Origin of the sequence: Streptomyces sp. MMCC 100 (assembly GCF_041538145.2) — a bacterium.
Classification (GTDB): domain Bacteria; phylum Actinomycetota; class Actinomycetes; order Streptomycetales; family Streptomycetaceae; genus Streptomyces.
Genome location: NZ_JBGORK020000001.1, coordinates 8,055,202 through 8,077,920 on the forward strand (window position 1 = coordinate 8,055,202; position 22,719 = coordinate 8,077,920).

At 68.2% G+C, this 22,719-nt stretch carries 21 protein-coding genes; 10 read left to right on the forward strand and 11 right to left on the reverse strand.

Translation table 11 applies throughout. The features are described from left to right. Nucleotides 1-11 precede the first annotated feature (11 nt). Nucleotides 12-431, reverse strand: a complete 420-nt coding sequence (locus ABS735_RS37410) for a GlcG/HbpS family heme-binding protein (RefSeq protein ID WP_373904703.1) — start codon at nt 429-431, stop codon at nt 12-14. A 122-nt stretch (nt 432-553) separates the two neighbouring features. After that, a complete protein-coding gene (locus tag ABS735_RS37415) occupies nt 554-1,765 on the reverse strand; it encodes an MFS transporter (RefSeq protein WP_373904704.1) in 1,212 nt (403 codons plus the stop codon). Between the two features lie 140 nt (nt 1,766-1,905). On the opposite strand from ABS735_RS37415, the gene ABS735_RS37420 reads away from it, so the two are divergent. Beyond that, nucleotides 1,906-2,370 (forward strand): MarR family winged helix-turn-helix transcriptional regulator, encoded by a 465-nt coding sequence (locus ABS735_RS37420; protein WP_373904705.1) that lies wholly within the window; start codon nt 1,906-1,908, stop codon nt 2,368-2,370. 21 nt (nt 2,371-2,391) lie between these two features. Next, nucleotides 2,392-2,844 (forward strand): GNAT family N-acetyltransferase, encoded by a 453-nt coding sequence (locus tag ABS735_RS37425; RefSeq protein ID WP_373904706.1) that lies wholly within the window; start codon nt 2,392-2,394, stop codon nt 2,842-2,844. An 80-nt stretch (nt 2,845-2,924) separates the two neighbouring features. Here ABS735_RS37425 and ABS735_RS37430 read toward each other — a convergent pair whose 3' ends face one another. Together ABS735_RS37430 and dnaB are read right to left on the reverse strand one after the other, a co-directional pair. Next, the gene (locus ABS735_RS37430) at nt 2,925-4,310 is read right to left on the reverse strand and encodes a serine hydrolase domain-containing protein (protein WP_373904707.1); all 1,386 of its coding nucleotides are present in this window, start codon (nt 4,308-4,310) and stop codon (nt 2,925-2,927) included. A 94-nt stretch (nt 4,311-4,404) separates the two neighbouring features. Beyond that, nucleotides 4,405-5,883 carry a replicative DNA helicase gene (gene dnaB / locus ABS735_RS37435; protein WP_373904708.1) on the reverse strand — a complete coding sequence of 493 codons (1,479 nt, stop codon included), beginning with the start codon at nt 5,881-5,883 and terminating at the stop codon, nt 4,405-4,407. 458 nt (nt 5,884-6,341) lie between these two features. On the opposite strand from dnaB, the gene ABS735_RS37440 reads away from it, so the two are divergent. After that, on the forward strand, nt 6,342-7,679 hold the full coding sequence (locus ABS735_RS37440) for an MATE family efflux transporter (protein ID WP_373904709.1): 1,338 nt from the start codon (nt 6,342-6,344) through the stop codon (nt 7,677-7,679). Nucleotides 7,680-7,798: 119 nt separating this feature from the next. Here ABS735_RS37440 and rplI read toward each other — a convergent pair whose 3' ends face one another. The 4 genes from rplI to rpsF all read right to left on the reverse strand — a co-directional run bounded on the left by rplI (nt 7,799) and on the right by rpsF (nt 9,508). Beyond that, entirely contained in the window at nt 7,799-8,245 is a 447-nt protein-coding gene (gene rplI, locus ABS735_RS37445) for a 50S ribosomal protein L9 (RefSeq protein ID WP_052836805.1), read from the reverse strand. Between the two features lie 18 nt (nt 8,246-8,263). Then, nucleotides 8,264-8,500: a 30S ribosomal protein S18 gene (rpsR, locus tag ABS735_RS37450; RefSeq protein WP_003949403.1), complete on the reverse strand. Its 237-nt coding sequence runs from the start codon at nt 8,498-8,500 to the stop codon at nt 8,264-8,266. A gap of 46 nt (nt 8,501-8,546) precedes the next feature. After that, the gene (locus tag ABS735_RS37455) at nt 8,547-9,137 is read right to left on the reverse strand and encodes a single-stranded DNA-binding protein (RefSeq protein ID WP_226024974.1); all 591 of its coding nucleotides are present in this window, start codon (nt 9,135-9,137) and stop codon (nt 8,547-8,549) included. Nucleotides 9,138-9,217: 80 nt separating this feature from the next. Then, on the reverse strand, nt 9,218-9,508 hold the full coding sequence (gene rpsF, locus ABS735_RS37460; RefSeq protein WP_003975025.1) for a 30S ribosomal protein S6: 291 nt from the start codon (nt 9,506-9,508) through the stop codon (nt 9,218-9,220). Nucleotides 9,509-9,783: 275 nt separating this feature from the next. On the opposite strand from rpsF, the gene ABS735_RS37465 reads away from it, so the two are divergent. The 3 genes from ABS735_RS37465 to ABS735_RS37475 all read left to right on the forward strand — a co-directional run bounded on the left by ABS735_RS37465 (nt 9,784) and on the right by ABS735_RS37475 (nt 12,444). Next, nucleotides 9,784-10,089: a hypothetical protein gene (locus tag ABS735_RS37465; RefSeq protein ID WP_373904710.1), complete on the forward strand. Its 306-nt coding sequence runs from the start codon at nt 9,784-9,786 to the stop codon at nt 10,087-10,089. A gap of 140 nt (nt 10,090-10,229) precedes the next feature. Next, nucleotides 10,230-11,351 (forward strand): peptidoglycan bridge formation glycyltransferase FemX, encoded by a 1,122-nt coding sequence (femX, locus tag ABS735_RS37470; protein WP_373904711.1) that lies wholly within the window; start codon nt 10,230-10,232, stop codon nt 11,349-11,351. Between the two features lie 61 nt (nt 11,352-11,412). Next, nucleotides 11,413-12,444, forward strand: a complete 1,032-nt coding sequence (locus ABS735_RS37475) for an alanine racemase (RefSeq protein WP_373904712.1) — start codon at nt 11,413-11,415, stop codon at nt 12,442-12,444. Nucleotides 12,445-12,531: 87 nt separating this feature from the next. Here the strand turns inward: ABS735_RS37475 and ABS735_RS37480 are convergent, their stop codons facing one another. Together ABS735_RS37480 and ABS735_RS37485 are read right to left on the reverse strand one after the other, a co-directional pair. After that, nucleotides 12,532-14,040, reverse strand: a complete 1,509-nt coding sequence (locus ABS735_RS37480; RefSeq protein WP_373904713.1) for a glycosyltransferase family 87 protein — start codon at nt 14,038-14,040, stop codon at nt 12,532-12,534. A 120-nt stretch (nt 14,041-14,160) separates the two neighbouring features. Further along, a complete protein-coding gene (locus ABS735_RS37485; protein ID WP_373904714.1) occupies nt 14,161-16,551 on the reverse strand; it encodes a transglycosylase domain-containing protein in 2,391 nt (796 codons plus the stop codon). Nucleotides 16,552-17,215: 664 nt separating this feature from the next. Between ABS735_RS37485 and ABS735_RS37490 the strand changes: the two genes are divergently transcribed. The 4 genes from ABS735_RS37490 to ABS735_RS37505 all read left to right on the forward strand — a co-directional run bounded on the left by ABS735_RS37490 (nt 17,216) and on the right by ABS735_RS37505 (nt 21,003). Beyond that, nucleotides 17,216-17,893, forward strand: a complete 678-nt coding sequence (locus ABS735_RS37490; protein WP_373904715.1) for a PadR family transcriptional regulator — start codon at nt 17,216-17,218, stop codon at nt 17,891-17,893. Nucleotides 17,894-17,937: 44 nt separating this feature from the next. Then, nucleotides 17,938-19,020: an inositol-3-phosphate synthase gene (locus ABS735_RS37495; RefSeq protein ID WP_109029148.1), complete on the forward strand. Its 1,083-nt coding sequence runs from the start codon at nt 17,938-17,940 to the stop codon at nt 19,018-19,020. 79 nt (nt 19,021-19,099) lie between these two features. Next, a complete protein-coding gene (locus ABS735_RS37500) occupies nt 19,100-20,362 on the forward strand; it encodes an MFS transporter (RefSeq protein WP_373904716.1) in 1,263 nt (420 codons plus the stop codon). A 122-nt stretch (nt 20,363-20,484) separates the two neighbouring features. After that, nucleotides 20,485-21,003, forward strand: a complete 519-nt coding sequence (locus ABS735_RS37505) for an LppU/SCO3897 family protein (protein ID WP_373904717.1) — start codon at nt 20,485-20,487, stop codon at nt 21,001-21,003. Nucleotides 21,004-21,095: 92 nt separating this feature from the next. Here ABS735_RS37505 and ABS735_RS37510 read toward each other — a convergent pair whose 3' ends face one another. Beyond that, entirely contained in the window at nt 21,096-22,547 is a 1,452-nt protein-coding gene (locus ABS735_RS37510) for a CCA tRNA nucleotidyltransferase (RefSeq protein ID WP_373904718.1), read from the reverse strand. Nucleotides 22,548-22,719: the final 172 nt, after the last annotated feature.

Sequence of the window (22,719 nt, forward strand, 5' to 3'; positions counted from 1 at the left end):
CACCGCTGCCGTCAGGCGAGGCTCCGCACGGCGGCCGAGGCGAAGCCGTGATCCTGCTCGGGAGCGCCGCCGCCCACCCCGATCGCTCCGACCAGCCGGCCCTCGCGGTGCACGGGCACGCCGCCCGCGATGAACAGCAGCGGCCGGTCCAGCGCCGTGGGCAGGGTGTGGAAGAGGCCTCCGGGCTGCACCGCGTCGACGAGATCAGCGGTCGGAGCGTTCAGCTGGAGCGCCGTGTAGGCCTTGCGGGTGCTGGTCTCTCCGGAGATCAGCACGGAGCGGTCGTCGCGCCGAAAGGCGAGCAGGTGGCCCCCGGCGTCGAGGACCGTGACGCTGACGGTGACGCCGGCCGCCTCGGCGGCGTGGCGGGCAGCGGTGACGAGGGCTTCGGCGTCCTGGATCGTCAGCGGGGTGACAGCAGTGGTGCTCATGGGTCCTTCTCCTTGGTCGTGCTGAGCGGTGCGGTGCCTCGGTGGTCGATGAGGCATCAGTGGCCCACGGGGCGCGTGGGCGGCCCTGGCCCCGCACCCCGGGCAGGGGCGGGGTGGGTCGTTCAGTGGTGGACGGCGGCGGCTTGCTGCTCGGCGGGCACGGAACCCGCGACGACCGGCCCGGGAGCGCTCGTGCGCCGTTCCAGGGCGGCCGAGAGGGCGGCGAGCATCAGAGCGGCGGCGGCGAGCACGGCGCCGACCCAGTTGGGAGCGGTGTATCCGAGGCCGGCCGCGATGACGACGCCGCCGAGCCACGCGGAGAGCGCGTTGCCGAGGTTGAACGCGCCGATGTTCACCGCGGAGGCCAGCGTCGGAGCACCGGGTGCGTGGTCCAGGACGCGCTTCTGCAGTGGAGGGACGGTGGCGAATCCCAGGGCGCCGATCAGAACGACGGTCACGGCGGACGCGATCTTGTCGTGCGCGGTGAGGGTGAAGAGGGCGAGTACGACCGACAGCGCGCCCAGGGAGATGTACAGCAGGGGCATCAGGGCGCGGTCGGCGAACCTGCCGCCGACGAGGTTGCCGCCGACCATGCCGAGGCCGAAGAGGACCAGCAGCCAGGTGACCGAGCCGTCGGCGAAGCCCGCGACGTGGGTCATCATCGGCGCGATGTAGGTGATGGCCGCGAAGACCCCGCCGAAGCCGAGAACGGTCATGGCCATAGCCAGCAGGACCTGCACGTTCTTGAACGCGGCCATTTCGTGGCGCAGCCGCAGGCCCTCGGCCCTGGGCACGTCGGGGACCAGCTTGGCGACTCCGGCCAGGCCGACGACTCCGAGCGCGGCGACGACGGCGAAGGTGACGCGCCAGCCGACGGTCTGCCCGATCAGCGTGCCCAGCGGAACGCCGACGACATTGGCGACGGTCAGCCCGGTGAACATCATCGCGATGGCACCGGCCTTCTTGTGCGGAGCGACCAGGCCGGCCGCGACGACCGACCCGATGCCGAAGAAGGCGCCGTGGGCGAGCGAGGCGACCACGCGGCCGATCAGCATGACGGAGAAGACGGGGGCGAGGGCAGAAAGCAGGTTGCCGATGATGAACAGGCCCATCAGCAGCATCAGCATCCGCTTGCGCGGAACCCTGGTGCCGAGCACCGTCATCAGCGGGGCGCCGAACATCACGCCGAGCGCGTATCCGGTCACCAGGTATCCGGCGGTGGGGATGGAGACCCCGTAGTCGCTCGCGACCTCGGGCAGCAGGCCCATGATCACGAATTCGGTCGTTCCGATCCCGAAGGCCCCGATCGCAAGGGCCAGAAGCGCGAGAGGCATGAAGGGGTACACCTTCCGAAATCATTGCGGGAGCGCTTTTCGCTCGCTCACAATAATTGCATACGCGGGCTATAGGCAAGCGCAGGCAATTGCGGCGCTGGTCTACCCTGGTCTCAGCCGCTCCTGGACGGAGGAACCACATGACAGCGACGGACCCCGCGCTCACCGCCCTCTCCCAGGGCTGGTGCGCCCTCTCCCTGCTGCACGGGAGGATCGAGGCCCACATCGAGCGCGCTCTGCAGGCCGGGCACGATCTGAGCGTCCGCGAATACTCACTGCTCGACGTGCTCAGCCGGCAGCACGACGGCGACGGGGGGCATCTGCAGATGAAGCAGGTCGCCGACGCCGTCGTCCTCAGTCAGAGCGCGACCACCCGGCTGGTCACCCGGCTCGAGGACCGGGGCCTGCTCGAGCGCTACCTGTGCCCCACCGACCGACGCGGCATCTACACCAACGTCACCGCGACGGGCTTGCAGCTGCTGAACGAGGCGCGGCCCACTAATGACGCCGCCCTGCGCGAGGCCCTCGACGAGGCGGCCACGAACCCCGACCTTGCCCCGCTGGTCCATGCGGTGGAGACCCTGAAGGCACCTGTGCCCGCCTAGGTCCGGTTCTAGAGTGCGGTCATGGGAGATCTCGAAATACGCCCCACCACCCCCGAGGACATCCCGGCGGTCGTCGCGATGCTCGCCGACGACCCGCTGGGCGCACAGCGCGAATCACCGGACGATCTGGGCCCGTACATGTCCGCGTTCGAACGGCTCAGGACCGATCCGAACCAGCATCTGGTCGTGGCCGTCCGCGACGATCGTGTCGTCGGCACGCTCCAGCTGACGATCATCCCCGGTCTGTCCCGGCGTGGCGCCACCCGTTCGATCATCGAAGGCGTCCGCATCCACGGTGACGAGCGCGGCAGCGGGCTGGGCACCCAGCTCATCGAGTGGGCGATCGACGAGTCCCGGCGGCAGGGATGCCACCTGGTGCAGCTCACGTCCGACAAGACCCGTACCGACGCCCACCGCTTCTACGAGCGTCTGGGCTTCTCGGCCTCGCACACGGGGTTCAAGCTCCAGCTCTGAGGTACGGCTCCAGTTGCACACCCTCAACGGTGCGCGGCCGTGTTTCACGTGAAACAGGGCCGCGTCAGGCCGGACGGCCGTTAGCCGATCCCCCGCCACCCCTCCGGGTCCACACCGCCGGGCACAGCGGCGCCCTCTTCGTACGGCTGGCGCGTGAAGACGAAGGATCCGAGGTCCAGATGGCTCACGGTTCCGTCCGGGCGCCTCACCACTCGTAGCAACTCCCCTGCGTAGTAACCCTCCAGACCGGTCCATGTGCCGTCACCGTTCGCCCGGAAACGTGAGCGGCGGCCCTGGCCCGCCAGCGGCTCCAGCGAGACCCCTCCGTCGGGCGTCAGCCGCAGGGCGAAGGCGTGGGTTCCCCAGTACCACTGCCCCGCCAGCTCCAGTACGGAGGAGTCGACATCCCGCAAGGGGCGCCACGGTTCGGGGATCCGGGGCTCCGCCTCGGCGACGATGCGCACGAGATCGGCTCCGATCCCGGCGAGCAGTGGACCGGAAGTGCAGTTGGTCAGGACCACCGCGGCCACGTCGTCCTCCACCCCGATGGTGAGGTTGGCCAGGAAGCCCGGCAAGGACCCGGAGTGCCCCACGAGCAACCGCCCGTCCCGGTGCTGGAGCTGCAGCCCCAGTCCGTACGCCGCACCGTCCACCACATCCGCTGCCTCGGCCGGAGCGGCGGGTGCCCGCATCTCCCGCACGGTCTCCGCCCCGAGCACCTTGTCGTCTCCCTGCGTCAGAAAGACGGCGAACCGTGCCAGGTCCCCGGTGGTGGACCAGAGCTGGCCGGCCGGGGCCATCAGCCCGAGATCCTCGACGGGTTCGGCCAGCATCACATCGGCCCACGGATGCACCGCCCAGCCACCGGCATGCGGGGCACTGGGACGTGTGGCCGTACGCTCCAGCCCCAGCGGGTCCAGCACCTCCTGCTGCAGCACCTCCTCCCACGGAGCACCGCGCAGCTTCTCGACCAGCGCGCCGAGCAAGGTGTAACCGGGGTTGGAGTAGTGGTGGCGACGGCCCACCGGGTGCAGGAGCGGCTGCTCGCCCAGCACATCGGCGAGCTGGGGTCGCAGCGATCCCGGCGTCCGCTCCCACCAGGGTGCGGGTGACTCGGCGGCCAGTCCGCCCGAGTGCGCGAGCAACTCGGCGATCGTGGCCTCTCCCGCCCCGGTGCCCGGCAGATGCTTCTCCAGGGGATCCCCGAGGTCGAGCACGCCCTCGTCGCGCAGCCGCAGAACGAGGACGGCGGTGAACGTCTTGGTGATCGAGCCGATCCGGTACTGCACGGTCTCGTCCGGTCCGTGCCCGTCGACCGAGGTCCGTGCACCGTGCCACACGGTCCGCCCGCCCCGGACCACCGCCGCGACGAGCGACGGCGTACGCCCCTCGGCCTGGGCCACGGCGATGCGGTGCGTCAGCGCCCGGCAGGTGGTGGGGAGCAGCTCTTCCTGAGGTGTCGTCATGCACCCAGTCCACCGGCCAGGCCACCTCACGTCGAGCCGATTTCCCCGCGGCACCGTCCCCGGTTCGGAGGGAGAGGACCCACCTGGTCGGCTCTCAGGTCTGTGCCATGTCCACGAAGCGCGAATAGTGGCCCTGGAAGGCAACCGTGATCGTTGCCGTCGGGCCGTTACGGTGCTTGGCCACGATCAGGTCCGCCTCGCCCGCGCGCGGCGACTCCTTCTCGTAGGCGTCCTCGCGGTGCAGCAGGATGACCATGTCGGCGTCCTGCTCGATCGAACCAGACTCACGCAGGTCGGAGACCATGGGCTTCTTGTCGGTGCGCTGCTCGGGACCACGGTTCAACTGGGAGAGCGCGATGACCGGAATCTCCAGCTCCTTCGCCAGGAGCTTGAGGTTACGAGACATGTCGGAGACCTCCTGCTGCCGGCTCTCGGCGCGCTTGGAGCCACCGGACTGCATCAGCTGGAGGTAGTCGATGACGACCAGCTTGAGGTCGTTGCGCTGTTTGAGACGACGGCACTTGGCGCGGATCTCCATCATCGACAGGTTCGGGGAGTCGTCGATGTAGAGCGGGGCGGCCGACACGTCGGGCATCCGGCGCGCCAGCCGGGTCCAGTCGTCGTCCGTCATCGTGCCCGACCGCATGTGGTGCAGCGCGACACGGGCCTCGGCGGACAGCAGACGCATCGCGATCTCGTTGCGCCCCATTTCGAGCGAGAAGATGACGCTCGGCAGGTTGTTCTTGATCGAGGCGGCCCGCGCGAAGTCCAGCGCGAGGGTCGACTTGCCCATCGCGGGACGTGCGGCGATGACGATCATCTGACCGGGGTGCAGGCCATTGGTCAGCGAGTCGAAGTCCGTGAAACCTGTCGGCACACCGGTCATCTCGCCGCTGCGCGACCCGATCGCCTCGATCTCGTCGAGCGCGCCTTCCATGATGTCGCCGAGCGGCAGGTAGTCCTCGCTGGTGCGCTGCTCGGTGACGGCGTAAATCTCGGCCTGGGCGCGGTTGACGATCTCGTCGACGTCGTCGTCGGCCGCGTATCCCATCTGTGTGATCCGGGTGCCGGCCTCCACCAGGCGGCGCAGGACTGCCCGCTCGTGCACGATCTCCGCGTAGTACGCGGCGTTCGCGGCCGTCGGCACGGTCTGGACGAGGGTGTGCAGATACGAGGCGCCGCCGACCTTGTTGATCTCACCGCGCTTGGTGAGTTCGGCGGCGATCGTGATCGGGTCGGCCGGCTCGCCCTTGGCGTAGACGTCGAGGATGGCCTGGTAGACCGTCTCGTGGGCCGGCTTGTAGAAGTCGTGACCCTTGAGGATCTCGACGACGTCGGCGATGGCGTCCTTGGACAGGAGCATCCCGCCTAGAACGGACTGCTCGGCATCCAGGTCCTGCGGCGGCACCCGCTCGAACGACGGGCCGCCCCCGTCCCAGGCGCCGTTGTCCGAGCCGCGCTCGTGCTGCTCGTCGCGGCTGCGGCCCCCCTCACCGCGGCGGCGGGAAGCAGGCAGACGATCACTGGGGCCGCTGTCGGCCCACGGGTCGTCCAAGGGCTCGGAAATGCTCACCGAGCCACCTCCTCCCGTCCGCCGAGCGGACCTCGCCGTGCCTCTCATTTCTACGGCACGGCACTGACAAATAAGACGCCCAACTCCGGTTCTGGCGCGTCGGTTTTATGACGGTTCACAGCCGACGGACGGAGCGGGCGCCGGATAACCGTAGGCCCGCGGGCACCGTCAGCCAATCTGGTTATCCACAGGGCATGTGGACGACTGGCCAGATGCTGTGGAGAACTCCGCCAAACCTGTGCACGACCCGGTGGACAGCCCTGTGAACAAGCCCGCACCCCAACCCAAGGAACCGCCCTGAGCTGCACAATTACCGTCCACTGCCTGTGCAGAAGAAAAACTTGCCCGGTCGGACCAAGATCACTTCAACCCGTACCCAGAAGCACACGGGGCGAGACCGACCGTAAGGGGCGCGAAAGCTTTGCATCTCTTACCTGTGGACGATTAGATTAGTGCTCATGACACAGGCCCCCGCGCGCACCCGGACCGCCCGGCGCCGGCACGACCGAGAGATCGTCGCGCTGGCCGTACCGGCCTTCGGCGCGCTCGTCGCCGAGCCCCTTTTCGTCATGGCCGACAGTGCCATCGTCGGCCATCTGGGAACCGCTCAGCTCGCCGGACTCGGCATCGCCTCGGCCCTGCTCACCACGGCCGTCAGCGTCTTCGTCTTCCTCGCTTACGCCACCACGGCGGCCGTTTCCCGTCGTGTCGGCGCGGGCGACCTGCAAGCGGCGATCCGCCAGGGCATGGACGGCATCTGGCTGGCACTGCTGCTCGGCGCCGCCGTCATAGCGGTCGTTCTGCCCACGGCCCCCTCCCTCGTGGAACTCTTCGGCGCATCCGAGACCGCAGCCCCCTATGCCACCACCTATCTGCGGATCTCCTCGCTCGGCATCCCCGCCATGCTCGTCGTGCTGGCCTCGACCGGTGTTCTCAGGGGACTGCAGAACACCCGGACCCCGCTCTACGTGGCCGTGGCCGGCTTCATCGCCAACGCCGTTCTCAACGTCGTGCTCGTCTACGGCGCCGGACTCGGCATCGCGGGCTCCGCCTGGGGCACCGTCATCGCCCAGTTCAGCATGGCCGCGGTCTATCTGTGGGTGGTCGTTCGCGGGGCCCGACGACATGGTGCCTCCCTGCGACCCGACCTGGCCGGCATCAGGGCCTCCGCCCAGGCCGGGATGCCACTGCTCGTGCGCACGCTCTCCCTGCGGGCGATTCTCATGATCGCGACGGCCGTGGCGGCCCGTCTCGGCGACGCCGACATTGCCGCGCATCAGATCATCCTGTCTCTGTGGAGCCTGCTCGCCTTCGCCCTCGACGCCATCGCCATCGCAGGGCAGGCCATCATTGGACGGTACCTGGGAGCGGGGGACGCCCAGGGCGCACGCGAAGCCTGCCGCAGGATGGTCGAGTGGGGCGTCACGGTCGGGGTCGTGCTGGGCCTGCTCGTGGTGCTGTCGCGCCCAGCGTTCCTGCCGCTGTTCACCGGCGACTCCATGGTCAAGGACGCCGCGCTGCCCGCACTGGTGATCGTGGCCGTCGCGCAGCCGGTCTGCGGAGTGGTCTACGTCCTGGACGGTGTCCTCATGGGTGCGGGCGACGGTCCCTACCTTGCCTGGGCCATGTTGCTGACCCTGGCAGTCTTCACTCCAGCGGCGCTGCTCGTCCCCACGCTCGGCGGTGGGCTCACCGCCCTGTGGGCGGCCATGACGCTGATGATGGCGATGCGTCTGGTGACGCTGTGGCTGCGTACACGATCGGGGCGCTGGATCGTCACGGGCGCCAAGCGCTGACCGTTTCACGTGAAACACGGCGTTCCACGTGAAGCAGGGCTGACACCGCCGTCACGAAGAGGGGCCGCATCCCCTGACGGGAGATGCGGCCCCTCTCATCGCTTCAGCGAGAGCAATGCTCAGGCAGCGACGACCTCGATGCTGACCTTGGCGTCAACCTCGGGGTGCAGACGCACGGACGTCTCGTGGGCGCCCAGGGTCTTGATGGGAGAGCCCAGCTCGATGCGGCGCTTGTCGACCTCGGGGCCACCGGCAGCCTTGATCGCCGAAGCGACGTCGGCCGGGGTGACAGAGCCGAAGAGACGACCGGCGTCGCCGGAGCGGACGGCCAGACGGACCTTCACGCCCTCGAGCTGGGCCTTCACCTGGTTGGCCTGCTCGATGGTCTGGATCTCGTGGATCTTGCGAGCACGACGGATCTGCTCGACGTCCTTCTCGCCACCCTTGGTCCAGCGGATCGCGAACTTCCGCGGGATCAGGTAGTTGCGAGCGTAACCGTCCTTGACGTCGACGACGTCGCCCGCGGCACCGAGGCCGGTGACCTCGTGGGTGAGGATGATCTTCATGATTCGGTCACCCTTCCCTTATCGCGCGGTGGAGGTGTAGGGCAGCAGCGCCATCTCACGGCTGTTCTTCACGGCCGTGGCGACGTCACGCTGGTGCTGGGTGCAGTTGCCGGTCACTCGGCGGGCACGGATCTTGCCGCGGTCGGAAATGAACTTCCGCAGCATGTTCGTGTCCTTGTAGTCCACGTACGTGACCTTGTCCTTGCAGAATGCGCAGACCTTCTTCTTCGGCTTGCGCACAGGCGGCTTAGCCATGATGTTTCTCCTGTGTGATCAAGAAGTGTGGGTAGAGCCCGCCCGCCTAGAAGGGGGGCTCGTCCGAGTAGCCGCCACCGCCGCCGGAGCCACCGCCCCAGCCGCCGCCCTGGCCGCCACCGCCCTGCTGGCCACCGGCGGGAGCGCCGGTCGCCCAGGGGTCGTCGGCGGGAGCGCCGCCGCCCTGCTGGCCGCCACCGGGGCCGCCGCCCCAGCCGCCGCCACCCTGGCCACCGCCACCACCACCGCCGTAGCCACCCTGGCCACCGCGGCCCGAGGTCTTGGTGACCTTGGCCGTGGCATTGCGGAGGCTGGCGCCGACCTCGTCGACGTCCAGCTCGTAGACCGTGCGCTTGACGCCCTCACGGTCCTCGTAGGACCGCTGCTTCAGCCGGCCCTGCACGATGACGCGCATGCCTCGCTGGAGCGACTCGGCGACGTTCTCCGCCGCCTGGCGCCAGACCGAGCAGGTGAGGAAGAGGCTCTCGCCGTCCTTCCACTCGTTCGTCTGGCGGTCGAAGGTGCGGGGAGTCGACGCGACGCGGAACTTCGCGACGGCCGCACCGGACGGGGTGAAGCGCAGCTCGGGGTCGTCGACAAGATTGCCGACGACCGTGATGACGGTCTCGCCTGCCATGGGGAACCTCTCGGCGGGTTTGCTGCTCTGGCTGCTTGGTTGCTGCTACTCGAATCCCGGGATCAGCTGAGCGGGAGGGCTCAGTGCATCTCGGGACGGAGGACCTTGGTCCGGAGGACCGACTCGTTCAGGTTCATCTGGCGGTCGAGCTCCTTGACGACCGCAGGCTCGGCCTGCAGGTCGATGACCGAGTAGATGCCCTCGGGCTTCTTCTTGATCTCGTACGAGAGACGACGACGGCCCCAGGTGTCGACCTTCTCGACCTTTCCGCCGCCGTCACGGACGACAGAGAGGAAGTTCTCGATCAGCGGGGAGACAGAGCGCTCCTCGAGATCGGGGTCGAGGATGACCATCACCTCGTAGTGACGCATGTGGAACCCACCTCCTTTGGACTCAGCGGCCACGGTCGTTCCGTGGCAGGAGGGTTGCGATGCGTTCGCACCGGCATCAACGAGTAAACCAGGACCCACTGACAATCGGGCCTCCTCCGAGGAGGTGGCCCGGTCGTGGCCGGCAACAGACACCGGTGCGGAAGGTACAGCGTACCCGGCTGTCGCCTTGCGGTTGAAATCAGGCTCCGAGGGGACACAATCGGTAGTCAGGGATGTGAGGGCGAAAACACACTGCCTTCGGCAGGAGGTTCTCCATGGCACAGATCATGCGACCCGCCAAGCCACGGACCGGCTTGCTGGCCACCGACGGCAAACCGCACCCCCTCCAGGACGCGCTGCTGGCGGTGACCTTGGTTCTCGGCGTCCTCGCCCTCGCCACCGCGAGCTTCCGAGGGCTGCACGTCCTGACCTCCTGGGCGGGGCTGCTCGGTGTCCTGACCGGCGGCTACGGCCAGTACGTCTCCGAGACGACACGGGAGCGCTTCGGCCTGGTGCTGGGGCTCGGCGCCTCCGCACTCGGTCTGTTCTTCGGCATCTACCACGGCGGGCTCTTCGGCTGAGCCCGGGCCGTCGGCCGCCACCGCCGGACCACCCCTTCCAGCCGTACGCCGAACGGGGCGCTCACAGGGCGCAGTAGGCTTCGCGCGAGAGCCGGAGCCCCTGTACCCATGGGGACACACCAGCCCGAGGAGCGCCCCGAATGAGCCTGACCCTGAGGACCATCAGTCGCGAGCAGCATCTGGCCTACATCCAGAGCCTGCCGGCGGCGAGTCACATGCAGGTCCCGGCATGGGCGGACGTCAAGGCGGAATGGCGCTCGGAGAACCTCGGCTGGTTCGACGACCGGACCGGTGAACTGGTCGGTGTGGGTCTCGTCCTCTACCGGCAGCTGCCCAAGATCAAGCGTTACCTCGCCTACCTCCCCGAGGGCCCGGTCATCAACTGGTACGCGCCGAACCTCCAGGAGTGGATGGAGCCGATGCTGGCGCACCTCAAGCAGCAGGGCGCCTTCTCCGTGAAGATGGGCCCGCCGGTGATCATCCGGCGCTGGGACGCGACGTCCATCAAGAAGGGCATCCAGGACCCCGACGTCAAGCGCCTGCGGGACATAGAGGCAGACCATATCGAGCCGCGCGCCTTCGAGGTGGCCGACAAGCTGCGTCGCATGGGCTGGCAGCAGGGCGAGGACGGCGGCGCCGGCTTCGGCGACGTACAGCCGCGCTACATCTTCCAGGTGCCGCTGGCCAACCGCTCCCTGGAAGAGGTCCACAAGAACTTCAACCAGCTGTGGCGCCGCAACATCAAGAAGGCCGAGAAAGCCGGTGTCGAGGTCGTCCAGGGCGGCTACCACGACCTCGAGGAGTGGCAGCGTCTGTACGAGATCACGGCCGTGCGCGACCACTTCCGGCCGCGCCCGCTGTCGTACTTCCAGCGCATGTGGGCGGCCCTCAACAACGAGGACCCCAATCGCATGCGGCTGTACTTCGCCCGGCACAACGGGGTGAACCTGTCGGCGGCGACCATGCTGGTCGTCGGCGGGCACGTCTGGTACTCCTACGGCGCCTCCGACAACATCGGCCGCGAGGTCCGGCCGTCGAACGCCATGCAGTGGGCCATGCTCCGCGACTCCTACGCGCTGGGCGCCACCGTCTACGACCTGCGCGGCATCTCCGACTCCCTGGACGAGAGCGACCACCTCTTCGGCCTGATCCAGTTCAAGGTGGGTACGGGCGGTCAGGCGGCCGAGTACCTCGGCGAGTGGGACTTCCCGCTGAACAAGCTGCTCCACAAGGCGCTCGACATCTACATGTCGCGCCGCTGACCGCACAGACCACCCCCGATCCGCACCTCTGACAACCACGAGAAAGGTTCCAGGTCCGGCCATGGCGCTCACGCTCTACGTCGACACCGCGCGCTGGCGGGCGCACCACAAGCACGTGCAGGAGCAGTTCCCCGGGCTGGTCCCGGTCTGCAAGGGCAACGGCTACGGATTCGGTCACGAGCGGCTGGCGGAGGAGGCCACGCGGCTGGGCTCGGACGTGCTGGCCGTCGGCACCACCTACGAGGCCGCCCGGATCAAGGACTTCTTCGGCGGTGACCTGCTGGTCCTGACGCCGTACCGGCGCGGTGAGGAGCCCGTGCCACTGCCCGACCGGGTCGTGCGTTCGGTGTCGTCCATCGACGGCGTGTACGGCCTGGTGGGCGCGCGGGTGGTCATCGAGGTGATGTCCTCGATGAAGCGGCACGGCATCAGCGAGCAGGACCTGCCGCAGCTGCACGCCGCCATAGAGAACGTCCGGCTGGAGGGCTTCGCCATCCATCTGCCGCTGGACCGTACCGACGGCTCGGACGCCGTCGAGGAGGTCATCGGCTGGATGGACCGGCTGCGCGCGGCCCGGCTGCCGCTGCACACCATGTTCGTCAGTCACCTCAAGGCCGACGAGCTGGCCCGGCTCCAGCAGCAGTTCCCTCAGACCCGCTTCCGCGCCCGGATCGGCACCCGGCTGTGGCTGGGGGACCACGAGGCCACCGAGTACCGCGGCGCGGTTCTGGACGTCACACGCGTCGCCAAGGGCGAGCGTTTCGGCTACCGGCAGCAGAAGGCCGCCTCCGACGGCTTCCTGGTGGTCGTGGCGGGCGGTACGTCGCACGGAGTGGGTCTGGAGGCGCCGAAGGCGCTGCACGGCGTCATGCCGCGCGCCAAGGGTGTCGCCCGGGCCGGCCTCGCCACAGTCAACCGGAACCTCTCACCGTTCGTCTGGAGCGGCAAGCAGCGCTGGTTCGCGGAGCCGCCGCACATGCAGGTGTCGATCCTGTTCGTTCCCTCGGAGGCGGCGGAGCCCAAGGTGGGTGACGAGCTGGTCGCCCATCTGCGGCACACCACCACGCAGTTCGACCGCATCCTCGATCGCTAACACGAGCGGGCCGTACCGGCGCGCAGGCCGTACACGACGTCTTGGTGGCCCCCCGTGATCGTCGTGTACGGCCTTTTGTGTGTTCGCTCAGAGCGAACGATCCGGCTGTCCGCTCTTGCCCCAGTGCACGTGTGGCCCCTCGAAGTGGGCCGCGGGCTGCTCGGTACGAGCCGCGGGGCCCAGAACGAAGACGTCCTCCGCGCCGTCCAGCACACCGCCCGACGGGTCGTCGTCGCCCGTCCGCCGGACCGGGTCCCGGTCCGGCATCAGGATGTCGCGCACGACCATGGCGCAGAAGAACAGCGTTCCCAGCAGGTGCAGGCCGATGGCCCAGTGGTAGCCGTCCGTCGGCAGGCCCTTGTGCGAGTCACCGCTGGTCGTGTACGCGAGGTACATCCAGATGCCGAGGAAATACGCCACCTCGCACGCCTGCCAGATCAGGAAGTCCCGCCATTTCGGCCGCGCCAGTACGGCCAGCGGCACCAGCCAGAGCACGTACTGCGGTGAGTAGACCTTGTTGGTGAGAATGAACGCCGCGACGATCAAGAAAGCGAGCTGGGCGAACCGCGGACGCCGGGGGCTGGTCAGCGTGAGCGCCGCGACGGCGCCGCAGCACAGCAGCATCAGGAGCGTGGCGAGGGTGTTGACGGTCTCGGTGCTGAGCGGGTCGTCGGAGTTCTGGGCCAGGATCAGCCAGAAGGACCCGAAGTCCACTCCCCGTTCCTGGCTGAACGTGTAGAACTTCGACCAGCCGTCGAAGGCGTAGAGCATCACCGGCAGGTTCACCACGAGCCAGGCGACGACCGCGCCTCCCAGTGCTGTTCCGAACGCACGCCATTTGCCCGCACGCCAGCACAGGACAAGGAGTGGGCCGAGAATCAGGAAGGGATAGAGCTTGGCGGCCGTGGCCAGGCCCAGCAGAACGCCGAAGGCCAGCGGACGCTCCCGGGACCACATGAAGAGGGCGGCGGCGGTCAGGGCGACCGCCAGCAGGTCCCAGTTGACGGTGGCGGTCAGCGCGAAGGCGGGGGCCAGGGCAACCAGCAGGCCGTCCCAGGGGCGCCGGGTATGGGTGCGGGTCACGCAGACGGCGATGACGGCCGCACAGACCATGAGCATCCCGGCGTTGACCACCCAGTACCACTGCTCCTGGTCCTGGATGGTGCCGCTGCCCGGCGTGAGCCAGGACGCGGCCTCCATGAACAGACCGGTGAGCACGGGGTACTCCAGGTACTCCATGTCGCCGGGGAGCTTGTCGAAGTAGGGCACGAGCCCGTCGACGAACCCACGCCCCTGGTAGAGGTGCGGGATGTCCGAGTAGCACGCGTGGGTGTACTGGGAGCTGGCTCCGAAGAACCAGGCACCGTTGTAGCAGGGGGCTTTCTGGACCAGTCCGAGGGCGAACATACCGATCGCCACGAGCGCGATCACCCGCACAGGGGTCCACCAGGACGTGCCGAGCAGGGCACGTCGGCCCATCGGGCCGCCGATCAGCTCGCTACCGGCCGCGGCGACCGTGTCCTCCCTGGTCGGCCGCACCGGGTCCGGTTCGTGCACGCTGGCTCGCGTCGATTCTGCACTGGGCATGGGGCACATCCTGCCGTACGCACCCGGGAACACGTCGGGGCCGCCGCACCCTCGTGGATGCGACGGCCCCTGTTTCACGTGAAACTTGTGGGTGTTTCACGTGAAACACCCATGCTTGCGGCTCTGCGGCTAACCGTTCGCGCCCCAGATGGTGTTTCCGCGACTGTTTCCGCTGTCGTCGCCTTCTTCGCCCGTCTCACTGGACGTTGGAGAAGGCGATTCGCTGCCCTCCGAGCCGCCGGGGCCGTTGCCCCCGTTGCCGTTGCCGGCGTTGCCTCCGTCGTCGCAGTCCAACTCGAACACACCGCACGTATTGGTCGGCGCGGGAGGTGAGGGGCTGGTCTGCGTGTTACTGGGCGACGGAGTCGGCGACGGGCTGGCCTCCTCGGTCTCGGACGCGGAGGGAGACGGGGAGGGCGTCGGGGTCGGCGACGGGGTGTCGTTGATGACCTCGCCGATGGGCTCCGGCTTCGGGAACTTCTCCACCTCCATGCCCTTCATCGCGTCCGACATGTAGTCCTGCCAGATCGTGGACGGGAAGGAGGCACCGTGGATCTTCTTCTCGCCACCCGTCCCGTACATCTCCAGGAACGTGCGGTTCTTGATGGTCTCGTCGTCCGGGTAGCGGTACATGCTGATCGCGGTCGACATCTGCGGGGTGTAGCCCACGAACCAAGCGGACTTGTTGCCGTCCGTCGTACCGGTCTTGCCGGCCACCTCGCGGCCGGGCAGTTGGGCGTTGGTGCCCGTTCCCTTCTCGACGACGGTCTTCAGAACGTCCGTGACGTTGTCCGCGACCTTCGCGGTGAAGGCCTGCTTCTCCTCGACCTTGTGCGTGTAGATCGGGCCGTCCTTGTTCGTCACCTTCGTGACGGAGTACGGCTCGCGCTGCTTTCCGCTGTCCGCGAAGGTGGCGTACGCGCCCGCCATGCGGATGGCGCTCGGGTCCGAGACACCGATGGAGAAGGACGGATAACCGGAGCCCGCCAGGCTGTCCTCCAGGAGCCCCGCGTCGACGGCGGCCTCCTTCACCTTGTCCAGGCCGACGTCCATGCCGAGCTGCACGAAGGCGGAGTTCACCGACTCACGCATCGCCTCACGGAGATCGATCTTGTAGTCCGGCGGGTCACCGACGTCGTCCTGACCGTCATTCTCCTGACGCCACTGCTTGCCCTCCTCGTTCTCCCAGATCGACCCGTCGTAATTATTGATCTTGAGGTTGTTCTTGCCGCTGTAGAGACTTTTCGGAGAGACGACGGTGCGCTCGTCCTGGGCCTGTACTTCACCGAGGTCCGGGTCGCGCACACCCCACTTCATCGCCGCCGCGAGCACGAACGGCTTGAACGTCGAACCGACCTGGGCGCCGGTCACGTCGGCGTTGTTGGTGAAGTGCTTGGTGGCGTCCTCGCCCCCGTAGATGGCCTTGATGGCCCCGGTCTGGGTGTCGACGGACGCCCCTCCGAACTGGACGTGGGTGTCCGTCTCGGGCCGCTTCTTGGGGTCGATCTTCTCCTTGTAGACCTTCTTGACCGCCTTCTCGAGCTCGTTGACCTTCTTCTTGTCGAAGGTCGTGTAGATCGAGTAGCCGCCCTTCTCCAACTGCTGCTCCGTCACCGCGCCGCTCTTGAGCACGGAGGCCTGGGCAAGCCTGACGAGGTAGCCGATCTGGCCGCCGAGCTTCGCGTTCGACTGCGGGTTCTGCGTGGTGGGGAGGTCGGTATACTTGGCCCGTTCCGTCTGGCTCAGATGCCCGTACTCCACCATCTTGTCGAGGGTGTCCTGCATCTGGGAGTGGGCCCGCTTCTTGTTGGCCGCCGGCGTGGCTCCCACCGGGTCGACCGACACGGAGCCCGCCGGGTCGTAGTAGGTGGCGCCCTTGAGCATCGCCGACAGGAAGGCGCACTGTCCCGGGTTGAGGTCGACGGCGTCGACATTGAAGTACGCCCGTGCGGCCGCCTGGATGCCGTAGGCGCCGCGGCCGTAGTAGGCGGAGTTCAGGTAGCCCTCGAGGATGTCGTCCTTCGAGACGTCCGTACCGACCTTGATCGAGACGAAGATTTCCTTGACCTTGCGGGAGATCGTCTGCGACTGGTCGTTCAGCATCGCGTTCTTCACGTACTGCTGGGTGATGGTGGAACCACCCTGCGTCTCACCGCCCTTGGCCATGTTGAACACGGCGCGGGCGATGCCCTTGGGGTCGATGCCGCTGTCGGAGTAGAACGTCTTGTTCTCCTGGGAGATGACGGCATTGCGCATCTCCTTGGGGATCTGCGAGAGATTGACGCTCTGACGGTTGCGGTCACCGCCCGTGGCCACCATCTGGGTGTTGTCGGCCCAGTAGTAGACGTTGTTCTGCGCCGTGGCGGAATCGTCGACGATGGGGATGCTCACCATGGCGTACGCCAGGCCCGCGGCGCCGACCAGGCAGCCGAAGAACGCGATGCACAGCCCGGAGACGAGCCTCCAGGAAGGCACCCAGCGCTGCCACCCGTCCCTGTTGTGGCGCGGATAGTCGATCATCCGCTTCTTGCCGGGCGCCGCGGCACGTCCGCGCCCGGACCCGGCCGAGCCGCCGGGCGCCCCTCGCCGGCTGCCGCGGCCCGGCTCGGCCGCTCTGCGACGGCCACCCCCGTTCCGCTGTGCCGCGCGCCGGGCTTCGGCGCGACTCCCGTACGCCCGCTCCTCGTTCTCCGGATCGTACGAGCCGGACGGAGACCCTGTGGCGCCTCGCGGTGCCGCGCGGCGGCCGGAGGACGAGCCGGACTGGCCGCGTCGGGCCGCGGCACGTCCGCCTCCCTGCGGCTGCGGCGGTTTGCGACGGTGCTCGCTCATCGAACGACTACTCCTCGGGCAGGCGCACCTTTGCGCGCCTGGTAAAGGCGGCTGGTTTCCGGTCCCCCCGAAGTACGGATGCGGCCCCCTCCGCATTCACCCGTACTGCACCGGGGACAGGGACGCCCCCAGACGTCACTCGGTTCCCGGTGGTTCGCATGGCGCACACACTACGCACCGTCAAAACCCCCGGGGCCCGAAGTTCACCTCAAATCAGGCAACTTGCTCGCGATGAAACCCTGATGTGATCCCGTTCACCAGTTCTCCCCTTGTCGCACGCGGAAGCTCGTTCTATCGTGCTGATGTATCGAGTCGATACATCAGCGCGGCATAAGGGCGAGAGGAGGCGACGATGAGCCGGAGATCCGGCATCCTCGAGTTCGCCGTACTCGGCCTGCTCCGCGAGTCCCCGATGCACGGCTATGAGCTGCGCAAACGGCTCAACACGTCACTGGGTGTGTTCCGGGCGTTCAGCTACGGGACGCTCTACCCCTGCCTCAAGACGCTGGTCACCAACGGCTGGTTGATCGAGGAACCGGGGAACGTCGGCGAGGCCGCCGCTTCCCTCACGGGACGCCGCGCCAAGATCGTCTACCGGTTGACGGCCGACGGTAAGGAGCATTTCGAGCAGCTCCTCTCCCAGACGGGCCCGGACGCGTACGAGGACGAGACCTTCGCCGCTCGCTTCGCGTTCTTCGGGCAGACGTCGCGAGACGTACGCATGCGCGTGCTCGAGGGACGGCGCAGCCGGCTGGAGGAGCGCCTGGAGAAGATGCGGGCCTCCCTGGCCCGCACCCGGGAGCGACTCGACGACTACACGCTTGAGCTGCAGCGCCACGGAATGGAGTCCGTGGAGCGCGAAGTGCGCTGGCTGAACGAGCTCATCGAGAGCGAGCGGGCGGGGCGGGACCTCAGGGGTTCCGCCGCCGAGGGGACCGCTCAACAGGACACGACATCTGGAGCGACGGGCGGCCTGCCCCGGCCGGGGGACGAACCCCGGCCGGATACGCCCGGCGACACCGCCACGTGAGCGCCCAGTCAGGGCCTCACTCGTACACACAGGGAGCAACCGGAATGGGTTCGGTTCGCGTAGCCATCGTCGGTGTGGGCAACTGCGCCGCATCGCTGGTGCAGGGCGTCGAGTACTACAAGGACGCCGACCCGGCGGCCAAGGTCCCCGGCCTGATGCACGTCCAGTTCGGCGACTACCACGTCAGTGACATCGAGTTCGTCGCCGCCTTCGACGTGGACGCCAAGAAGGTCGGCCTGGACCTCGCGGACGCCATCGGCGCCTCCGAGAACAACACCATCAAGATCTGCGACGTGCCGAACAGCGGCGTCCAGGTCCAGCGCGGCCACACGCACGACGGTCTCGGCAAGTACTACCGCCAGACCATCGAGGAGTCCGCCGAGGCCCCGGTCGACGTCGTCCAGATCCTCAAGGACAAGCAGGTCGACGTCCTCGTCTGCTACCTGCCCGTCGGTTCCGAGGACGCGGCGAAGTACTACGCCCAGTGCGCCATCGACGCCAAGGTCGCTTTCGTCAACGCCCTCCCGGTCTTCATCGCCGGCACCAAGGAGTGGGCGGACAAGTTCACCGAGGCAGGCGTCCCGATCGTCGGCGACGACATCAAGTCGCAGGTCGGCGCCACCATCACGCACCGCGTCATGGCGAAGCTGTTCGAGGACCGGGGCGTCGTCCTGGACCGCACGATGCAGCTGAACGTCGGCGGCAACATGGACTTCAAGAACATGCTCGAGCGCGAGCGCCTGGAGTCCAAGAAGATCTCCAAGACGCAGGCCGTCACGTCCCAGATCCCCGACCGCGACCTGGGCGCGGACAACGTCCACATCGGCCCGTCCGACTACGTCGCCTGGCTGGACGACCGCAAGTGGGCCTACGTCCGCCTCGAGGGCCGCGCCTTCGGCGACGTCCCGCTGAACCTGGAGTACAAGCTCGAGGTCTGGGACTCCCCGAACTCGGCCGGTGTCATCATCGACGCCCTGCGCGCCGCGAAGATCGCCAAGGACCGCGGCATCGGCGGCCCGATCCTGTCGGCGTCGAGCTACTTCATGAAGTCCCCGCCGGTCCAGTACTTCGACGACGAGGCCCGCGCCAACGTCGAGAAGTTCATCGCGGGCGAGGTCGAGCGCTGAAAAGCCGCTGACCCCGGTCTGCCGAGGGTCCCCGGGTCGCATGACCCGGGGACCTTTCCCGTATGTGAGGCTGTGCCCCATGGCCGTCGTCCGTGACCTGCGCATCCTGCTGCGCCTGAAGGGGTTTCGGCACCTGCTCGCCGTTCGCCTGCTCTCCCAGGGCGCCGACGGCGTCTACCAGGTCGCGCTCGCCACTTACGTCGTCTTCTCCCCGGAGAAGCAGACCTCGGCCGCCGCAATCGCCTCCGCGATGGCGGTCCTGCTGCTCCCGTACTCCCTGGTGGGTCCCTTCGCCGGTGTCCTTCTGGACCGCTGGCGCCGCCGCCAGGTCTTCCTGTACGGCAATCTGCTGCGCGCCGTTCTGGCCTCGGTGACGGCGGTGCTGATGATCGCCTCCGTCCCCGACTGGCTCTTCTACGTCTCGGCTCTCTGCGTCACTGCCGTCAACCGCTTCGTTCTCGCGGGCCTGTCCGCCGCGCTGCCCCGGGTGGTCGACTCCGAGCGTCTGGTGATCGCCAACTCGCTCTCCCCGACGGCCGGCACCCTGGCCGCCACGGCGGGCGGCGGCCTCGCGTTCGTCGTGCGCCTCGTGGTCTCGGACTCCGACGCCGCCGTGGTGCTGCTCGGAGCGGGTCTCTACCTGTGCGGCGCGCTGGCGTCGCTGCGGATCGCCGTGGAGCTGCTGGGCCCGGACCCGGCACGCGTGCCGCCGAGGTTGACCTCGGCGCTCACCGGCACCGCCCGAGACCTGGTGGCGGGCGTACGTCACCTCGCCGCGCCGGCCCGCCGGGAGGCTGCCTGGGCGCTGGCGGGCATGACGCTGATGCGGTTCTGCTACGGCGCCCTGCTGGTCATGCTGCTGATGCTGTGCCGGTACGCCCTGACCTCGGACACGGACGAGGGACTCGCCCTGCTGGGGCTGGCGCTCGGGGTCTCCGGGGCGGGTTTCTTCGCGGCCGCGGTGGTCACCCCCTGGGCGGCGGGACGGCTTGGCCCCGGCCGCTGGATGGCCGTCTGCGCTGCGGTCGCCACCGTGCTGGTGCCGGCGCTGGGCCTGCCGTTCGCCACGGCGTCACTGCTCGCTGCCGCATTCGTGCTGGGCCTGACGACACAGGGGGCGAAGATCGCGACCGACACGGTCGTGCAGTTCTCGGTCGACGACACCTTCCGCGGCCGGATCTTCTCCGTCTACGACGTGCTGTTCAACGTGGCCTTCGTCGGTGCGGCCGGGGTGGCCGCACTCATGCTGCCGCCGGACGGCAGATCGGTGCCGCTGGTCGTGACGGTCTCCGTGGTCTACGGAGTGGTTGCGGCAGCTATGGCCCGGTTTGAGAGCCGGTAAGTGTCACATCAGTGACACAGAGCCCTACCGGACTACAGAGTTGTCAGTGGGACCCGGTAGCTTACGTGCGTCTTATCTCGCGGCATGTCCGCGACACGCATCTATTTCCAGGGGGACCCCCAGTGACCACCCAGCCGCCGCCTCAGGGCAACCCGTTCGCGCAGAACCAGCCGCAGGCTCCGCAGCAGCCTCAGGGGCAGAACCCCTTCGCCCAGGGGCAGCCGGGCTTCCCGCAGCAGGCCGGCCAGCCCGGCCAGCCCGGTTTCCCGCAGCAGGGTGTGCCGTACGCCCCGGTGCCGCCGCAGCCGGCCCGTCGCAAGCTGAGCTTCAAGACGATCAAGAACATCGTCATCGCGGTGGTCGTCGTGGGTGTCGCGGTCGGCGGCTACATCGCCAGTCGGGACGACGCCGACCAGGCCGGCGTGGGTGACTGCCTGAAGTCCGCGTCGTCGTCCTCGGACCGCATGGAGGTCGTGGACTGCTCCTCCTCGGAGGCCGAGGGCAAGGTCCTGTCGAAGGTAAAGGGCCACTTCACGTCGGTGACCGCCGAGACGGAGTGCCGGAAGGTGGACGGAGCCACCGGCTTCTACGCCGAGACCGGCGACGGTGAAGAGTTCCTGCTCTGCCTCGGCGAGGCCTGAGGGTCTTCTCCGCTTCTGCTTCACGGGCATGTTTCACGTGAAACATGAACTGAGCGGGCGGCACGTTTCACGTGAAACGTGCCGCCCGTTTCTCATGCGTTCTCCGGGTGCTGCGCCCACCACTCCTTCAGAGCCGCCACCGCCGCGTCGTACTCCATCGGGCCGTTCTCCAGACGGAGCTCCAGCAGATGCTTGTACGCCTGCCCGACAGCCGGTCCGGGCCGGATGCCGAGGATCTCCATGATCTGGTTGCCGTCCAGGTCCGGGCGGATAGCGTCCAGCTCCTCCTGCTCCTGAAGCTGCGCGATCCGTTCCTCCAGACCGTCGTACGCGCGGGAGAGCGCCGACGCCTTGCGCTTGTTGCGCGTCGTGCAGTCCGACCGCGTCAGCTTGTGGAGACGGTCGAGCAGCGGTCCGGCGTCCCGGACATAACGGCGGACCGCGGAGTCCGTCCACTCACCCGTGCCGTAGCCGTGGAAGCGCAGATGCAGCTCGACCAGGCGTGAGACGTCCTTCACCAGCTCGTTGGAGTACTTGAGCGCGATCATGCGCTTCTTCGTCATCTTGGCCCCGACCACCTCGTGGTGGTGGAACGAGACCCTGCCGTCCTTCTCGAAGCGGCGGGTGCGCGGCTTGCCGATGTCGTGGAGCAGGGCAGCCAGGCGGAGGGTCAGGTCGGGCCCCTCGCTCTCCAGGGCCATCGCCTGCTCCAGGACGATGAGTGTGTGGTCGTAGACGTCCTTGTGCCGGTGGTGCTCGTCCCGCTCCAGCCGCAGGGCCGGCAGCTCGGGCAGGACCCGCTCGGCGAGGCCCGTCTCCACCAGCAGGGTCAGCCCCTTGCGCGGGTGAGAGGCGAGGATGAGCTTGTTCAGCTCGTCACGGACCCGCTCGGCAGAGACGATGTCGATGCGCTCGGCCATGTCCTGCATGGCCTTGACGACCTCCGGCGCCACCTCGAAGTCGAGCTGCGCGGCGAAGCGCGCGGCCCGCATCATCCGGAGCGGGTCGTCCGAGAAGGAGTCCTCGGGGGTACCGGGCGTACGCAGCACGCCGGCCGCGAGGTCGTCGAGTCCACCGTGCGGGTCGATGAACACCTTCTCCGGAAGCGCGACGGCCATCGCGTTCACCGTGAAGTCACGCCGGACGAGGTCCTCCTCGACGGAGTCGCCGTAGGACACCTCGGGCTTGCGCGAGGTGCGGTCGTACGCCTCCGACCGGTAGGTGGTCACTTCGATCTGCCAGCCGTCCTTCTGCCCCCCGACCGTGCCGAAGGCGATCCCGACCTCCCAGACCGCGTCCGCCCAGGGACGCATGATCTTCAGTACGTCCTGAGGACGGGCATCGGTCGTGAAGTCCAGGTCGTTGCCGAGCCGCCCGAGCAAGGCGTCCCGCACCGAGCCGCCGACCAGGGCGAGCGAGAACCCGGCCTCCTGGAAACGGCGGGCTAGATCGTCGGCGACAGGGGCGGTCCGCAGCGGCTCATTCACCGCGGGGTGCTGCTCCTGACTCAGGACAGTGGGATTGACTTCGTTGGCGTTCGGCACAACAGAACAGGGTACGTGGCCCGGGGGAGACAGGCGCCCCCATTGATCGCGCACCGAATCCCCCACTTCCGCACGGCTCCCTTTATAGGCGCACATACAGGGAACCCCGGCCCGACAGCGGATCTTGTGGCGTACTCCGCGGCACTTCCCCTCGGCGCACATCGTTACCATG

Excerpts from the sequence above, each read along its gene's own strand:
- ABS735_RS37410 (WP_373904703.1), bottom strand. The coding sequence starts at position 431 with ATGAGCACCACTGCTGTCACCCCGCTGACGATCCAGGACGCCGAAGCC.
- ABS735_RS37415 (WP_373904704.1), bottom strand. The coding sequence starts at position 1,765 with ATGCCTCTCGCGCTTCTGGCCCTTGCGATCGGGGCCTTCGGGATCGGA.
- ABS735_RS37420 (WP_373904705.1), top strand. The coding sequence starts at position 1,906 with ATGACAGCGACGGACCCCGCGCTCACCGCCCTCTCCCAGGGCTGGTGC.
- ABS735_RS37425 (WP_373904706.1), top strand. The coding sequence starts at position 2,392 with ATGGGAGATCTCGAAATACGCCCCACCACCCCCGAGGACATCCCGGCG.
- ABS735_RS37430 (WP_373904707.1), bottom strand. The coding sequence starts at position 4,310 with ATGACGACACCTCAGGAAGAGCTGCTCCCCACCACCTGCCGGGCGCTG.
- ABS735_RS37440 (WP_373904709.1), top strand. The coding sequence starts at position 6,342 with ATGACACAGGCCCCCGCGCGCACCCGGACCGCCCGGCGCCGGCACGAC.
- rplI (WP_052836805.1), bottom strand. The coding sequence starts at position 8,245 with ATGAAGATCATCCTCACCCACGAGGTCACCGGCCTCGGTGCCGCGGGC.
- rpsR (WP_003949403.1), bottom strand. The coding sequence starts at position 8,500 with ATGGCTAAGCCGCCTGTGCGCAAGCCGAAGAAGAAGGTCTGCGCATTC.
- ABS735_RS37455 (WP_226024974.1), bottom strand. The coding sequence starts at position 9,137 with ATGGCAGGCGAGACCGTCATCACGGTCGTCGGCAATCTTGTCGACGAC.
- rpsF (WP_003975025.1), bottom strand. The coding sequence starts at position 9,508 with ATGCGTCACTACGAGGTGATGGTCATCCTCGACCCCGATCTCGAGGAG.
- ABS735_RS37465 (WP_373904710.1), top strand. The coding sequence starts at position 9,784 with ATGGCACAGATCATGCGACCCGCCAAGCCACGGACCGGCTTGCTGGCC.
- femX (WP_373904711.1), top strand. The coding sequence starts at position 10,230 with ATGAGCCTGACCCTGAGGACCATCAGTCGCGAGCAGCATCTGGCCTAC.
- ABS735_RS37475 (WP_373904712.1), top strand. The coding sequence starts at position 11,413 with ATGGCGCTCACGCTCTACGTCGACACCGCGCGCTGGCGGGCGCACCAC.
- ABS735_RS37480 (WP_373904713.1), bottom strand. The coding sequence starts at position 14,040 with ATGTGCCCCATGCCCAGTGCAGAATCGACGCGAGCCAGCGTGCACGAA.
- ABS735_RS37485 (WP_373904714.1), bottom strand. The coding sequence starts at position 16,551 with ATGATCGACTATCCGCGCCACAACAGGGACGGGTGGCAGCGCTGGGTG.
- ABS735_RS37490 (WP_373904715.1), top strand. The coding sequence starts at position 17,216 with ATGAGCCGGAGATCCGGCATCCTCGAGTTCGCCGTACTCGGCCTGCTC.
- ABS735_RS37495 (WP_109029148.1), top strand. The coding sequence starts at position 17,938 with ATGGGTTCGGTTCGCGTAGCCATCGTCGGTGTGGGCAACTGCGCCGCA.
- ABS735_RS37500 (WP_373904716.1), top strand. The coding sequence starts at position 19,100 with ATGGCCGTCGTCCGTGACCTGCGCATCCTGCTGCGCCTGAAGGGGTTT.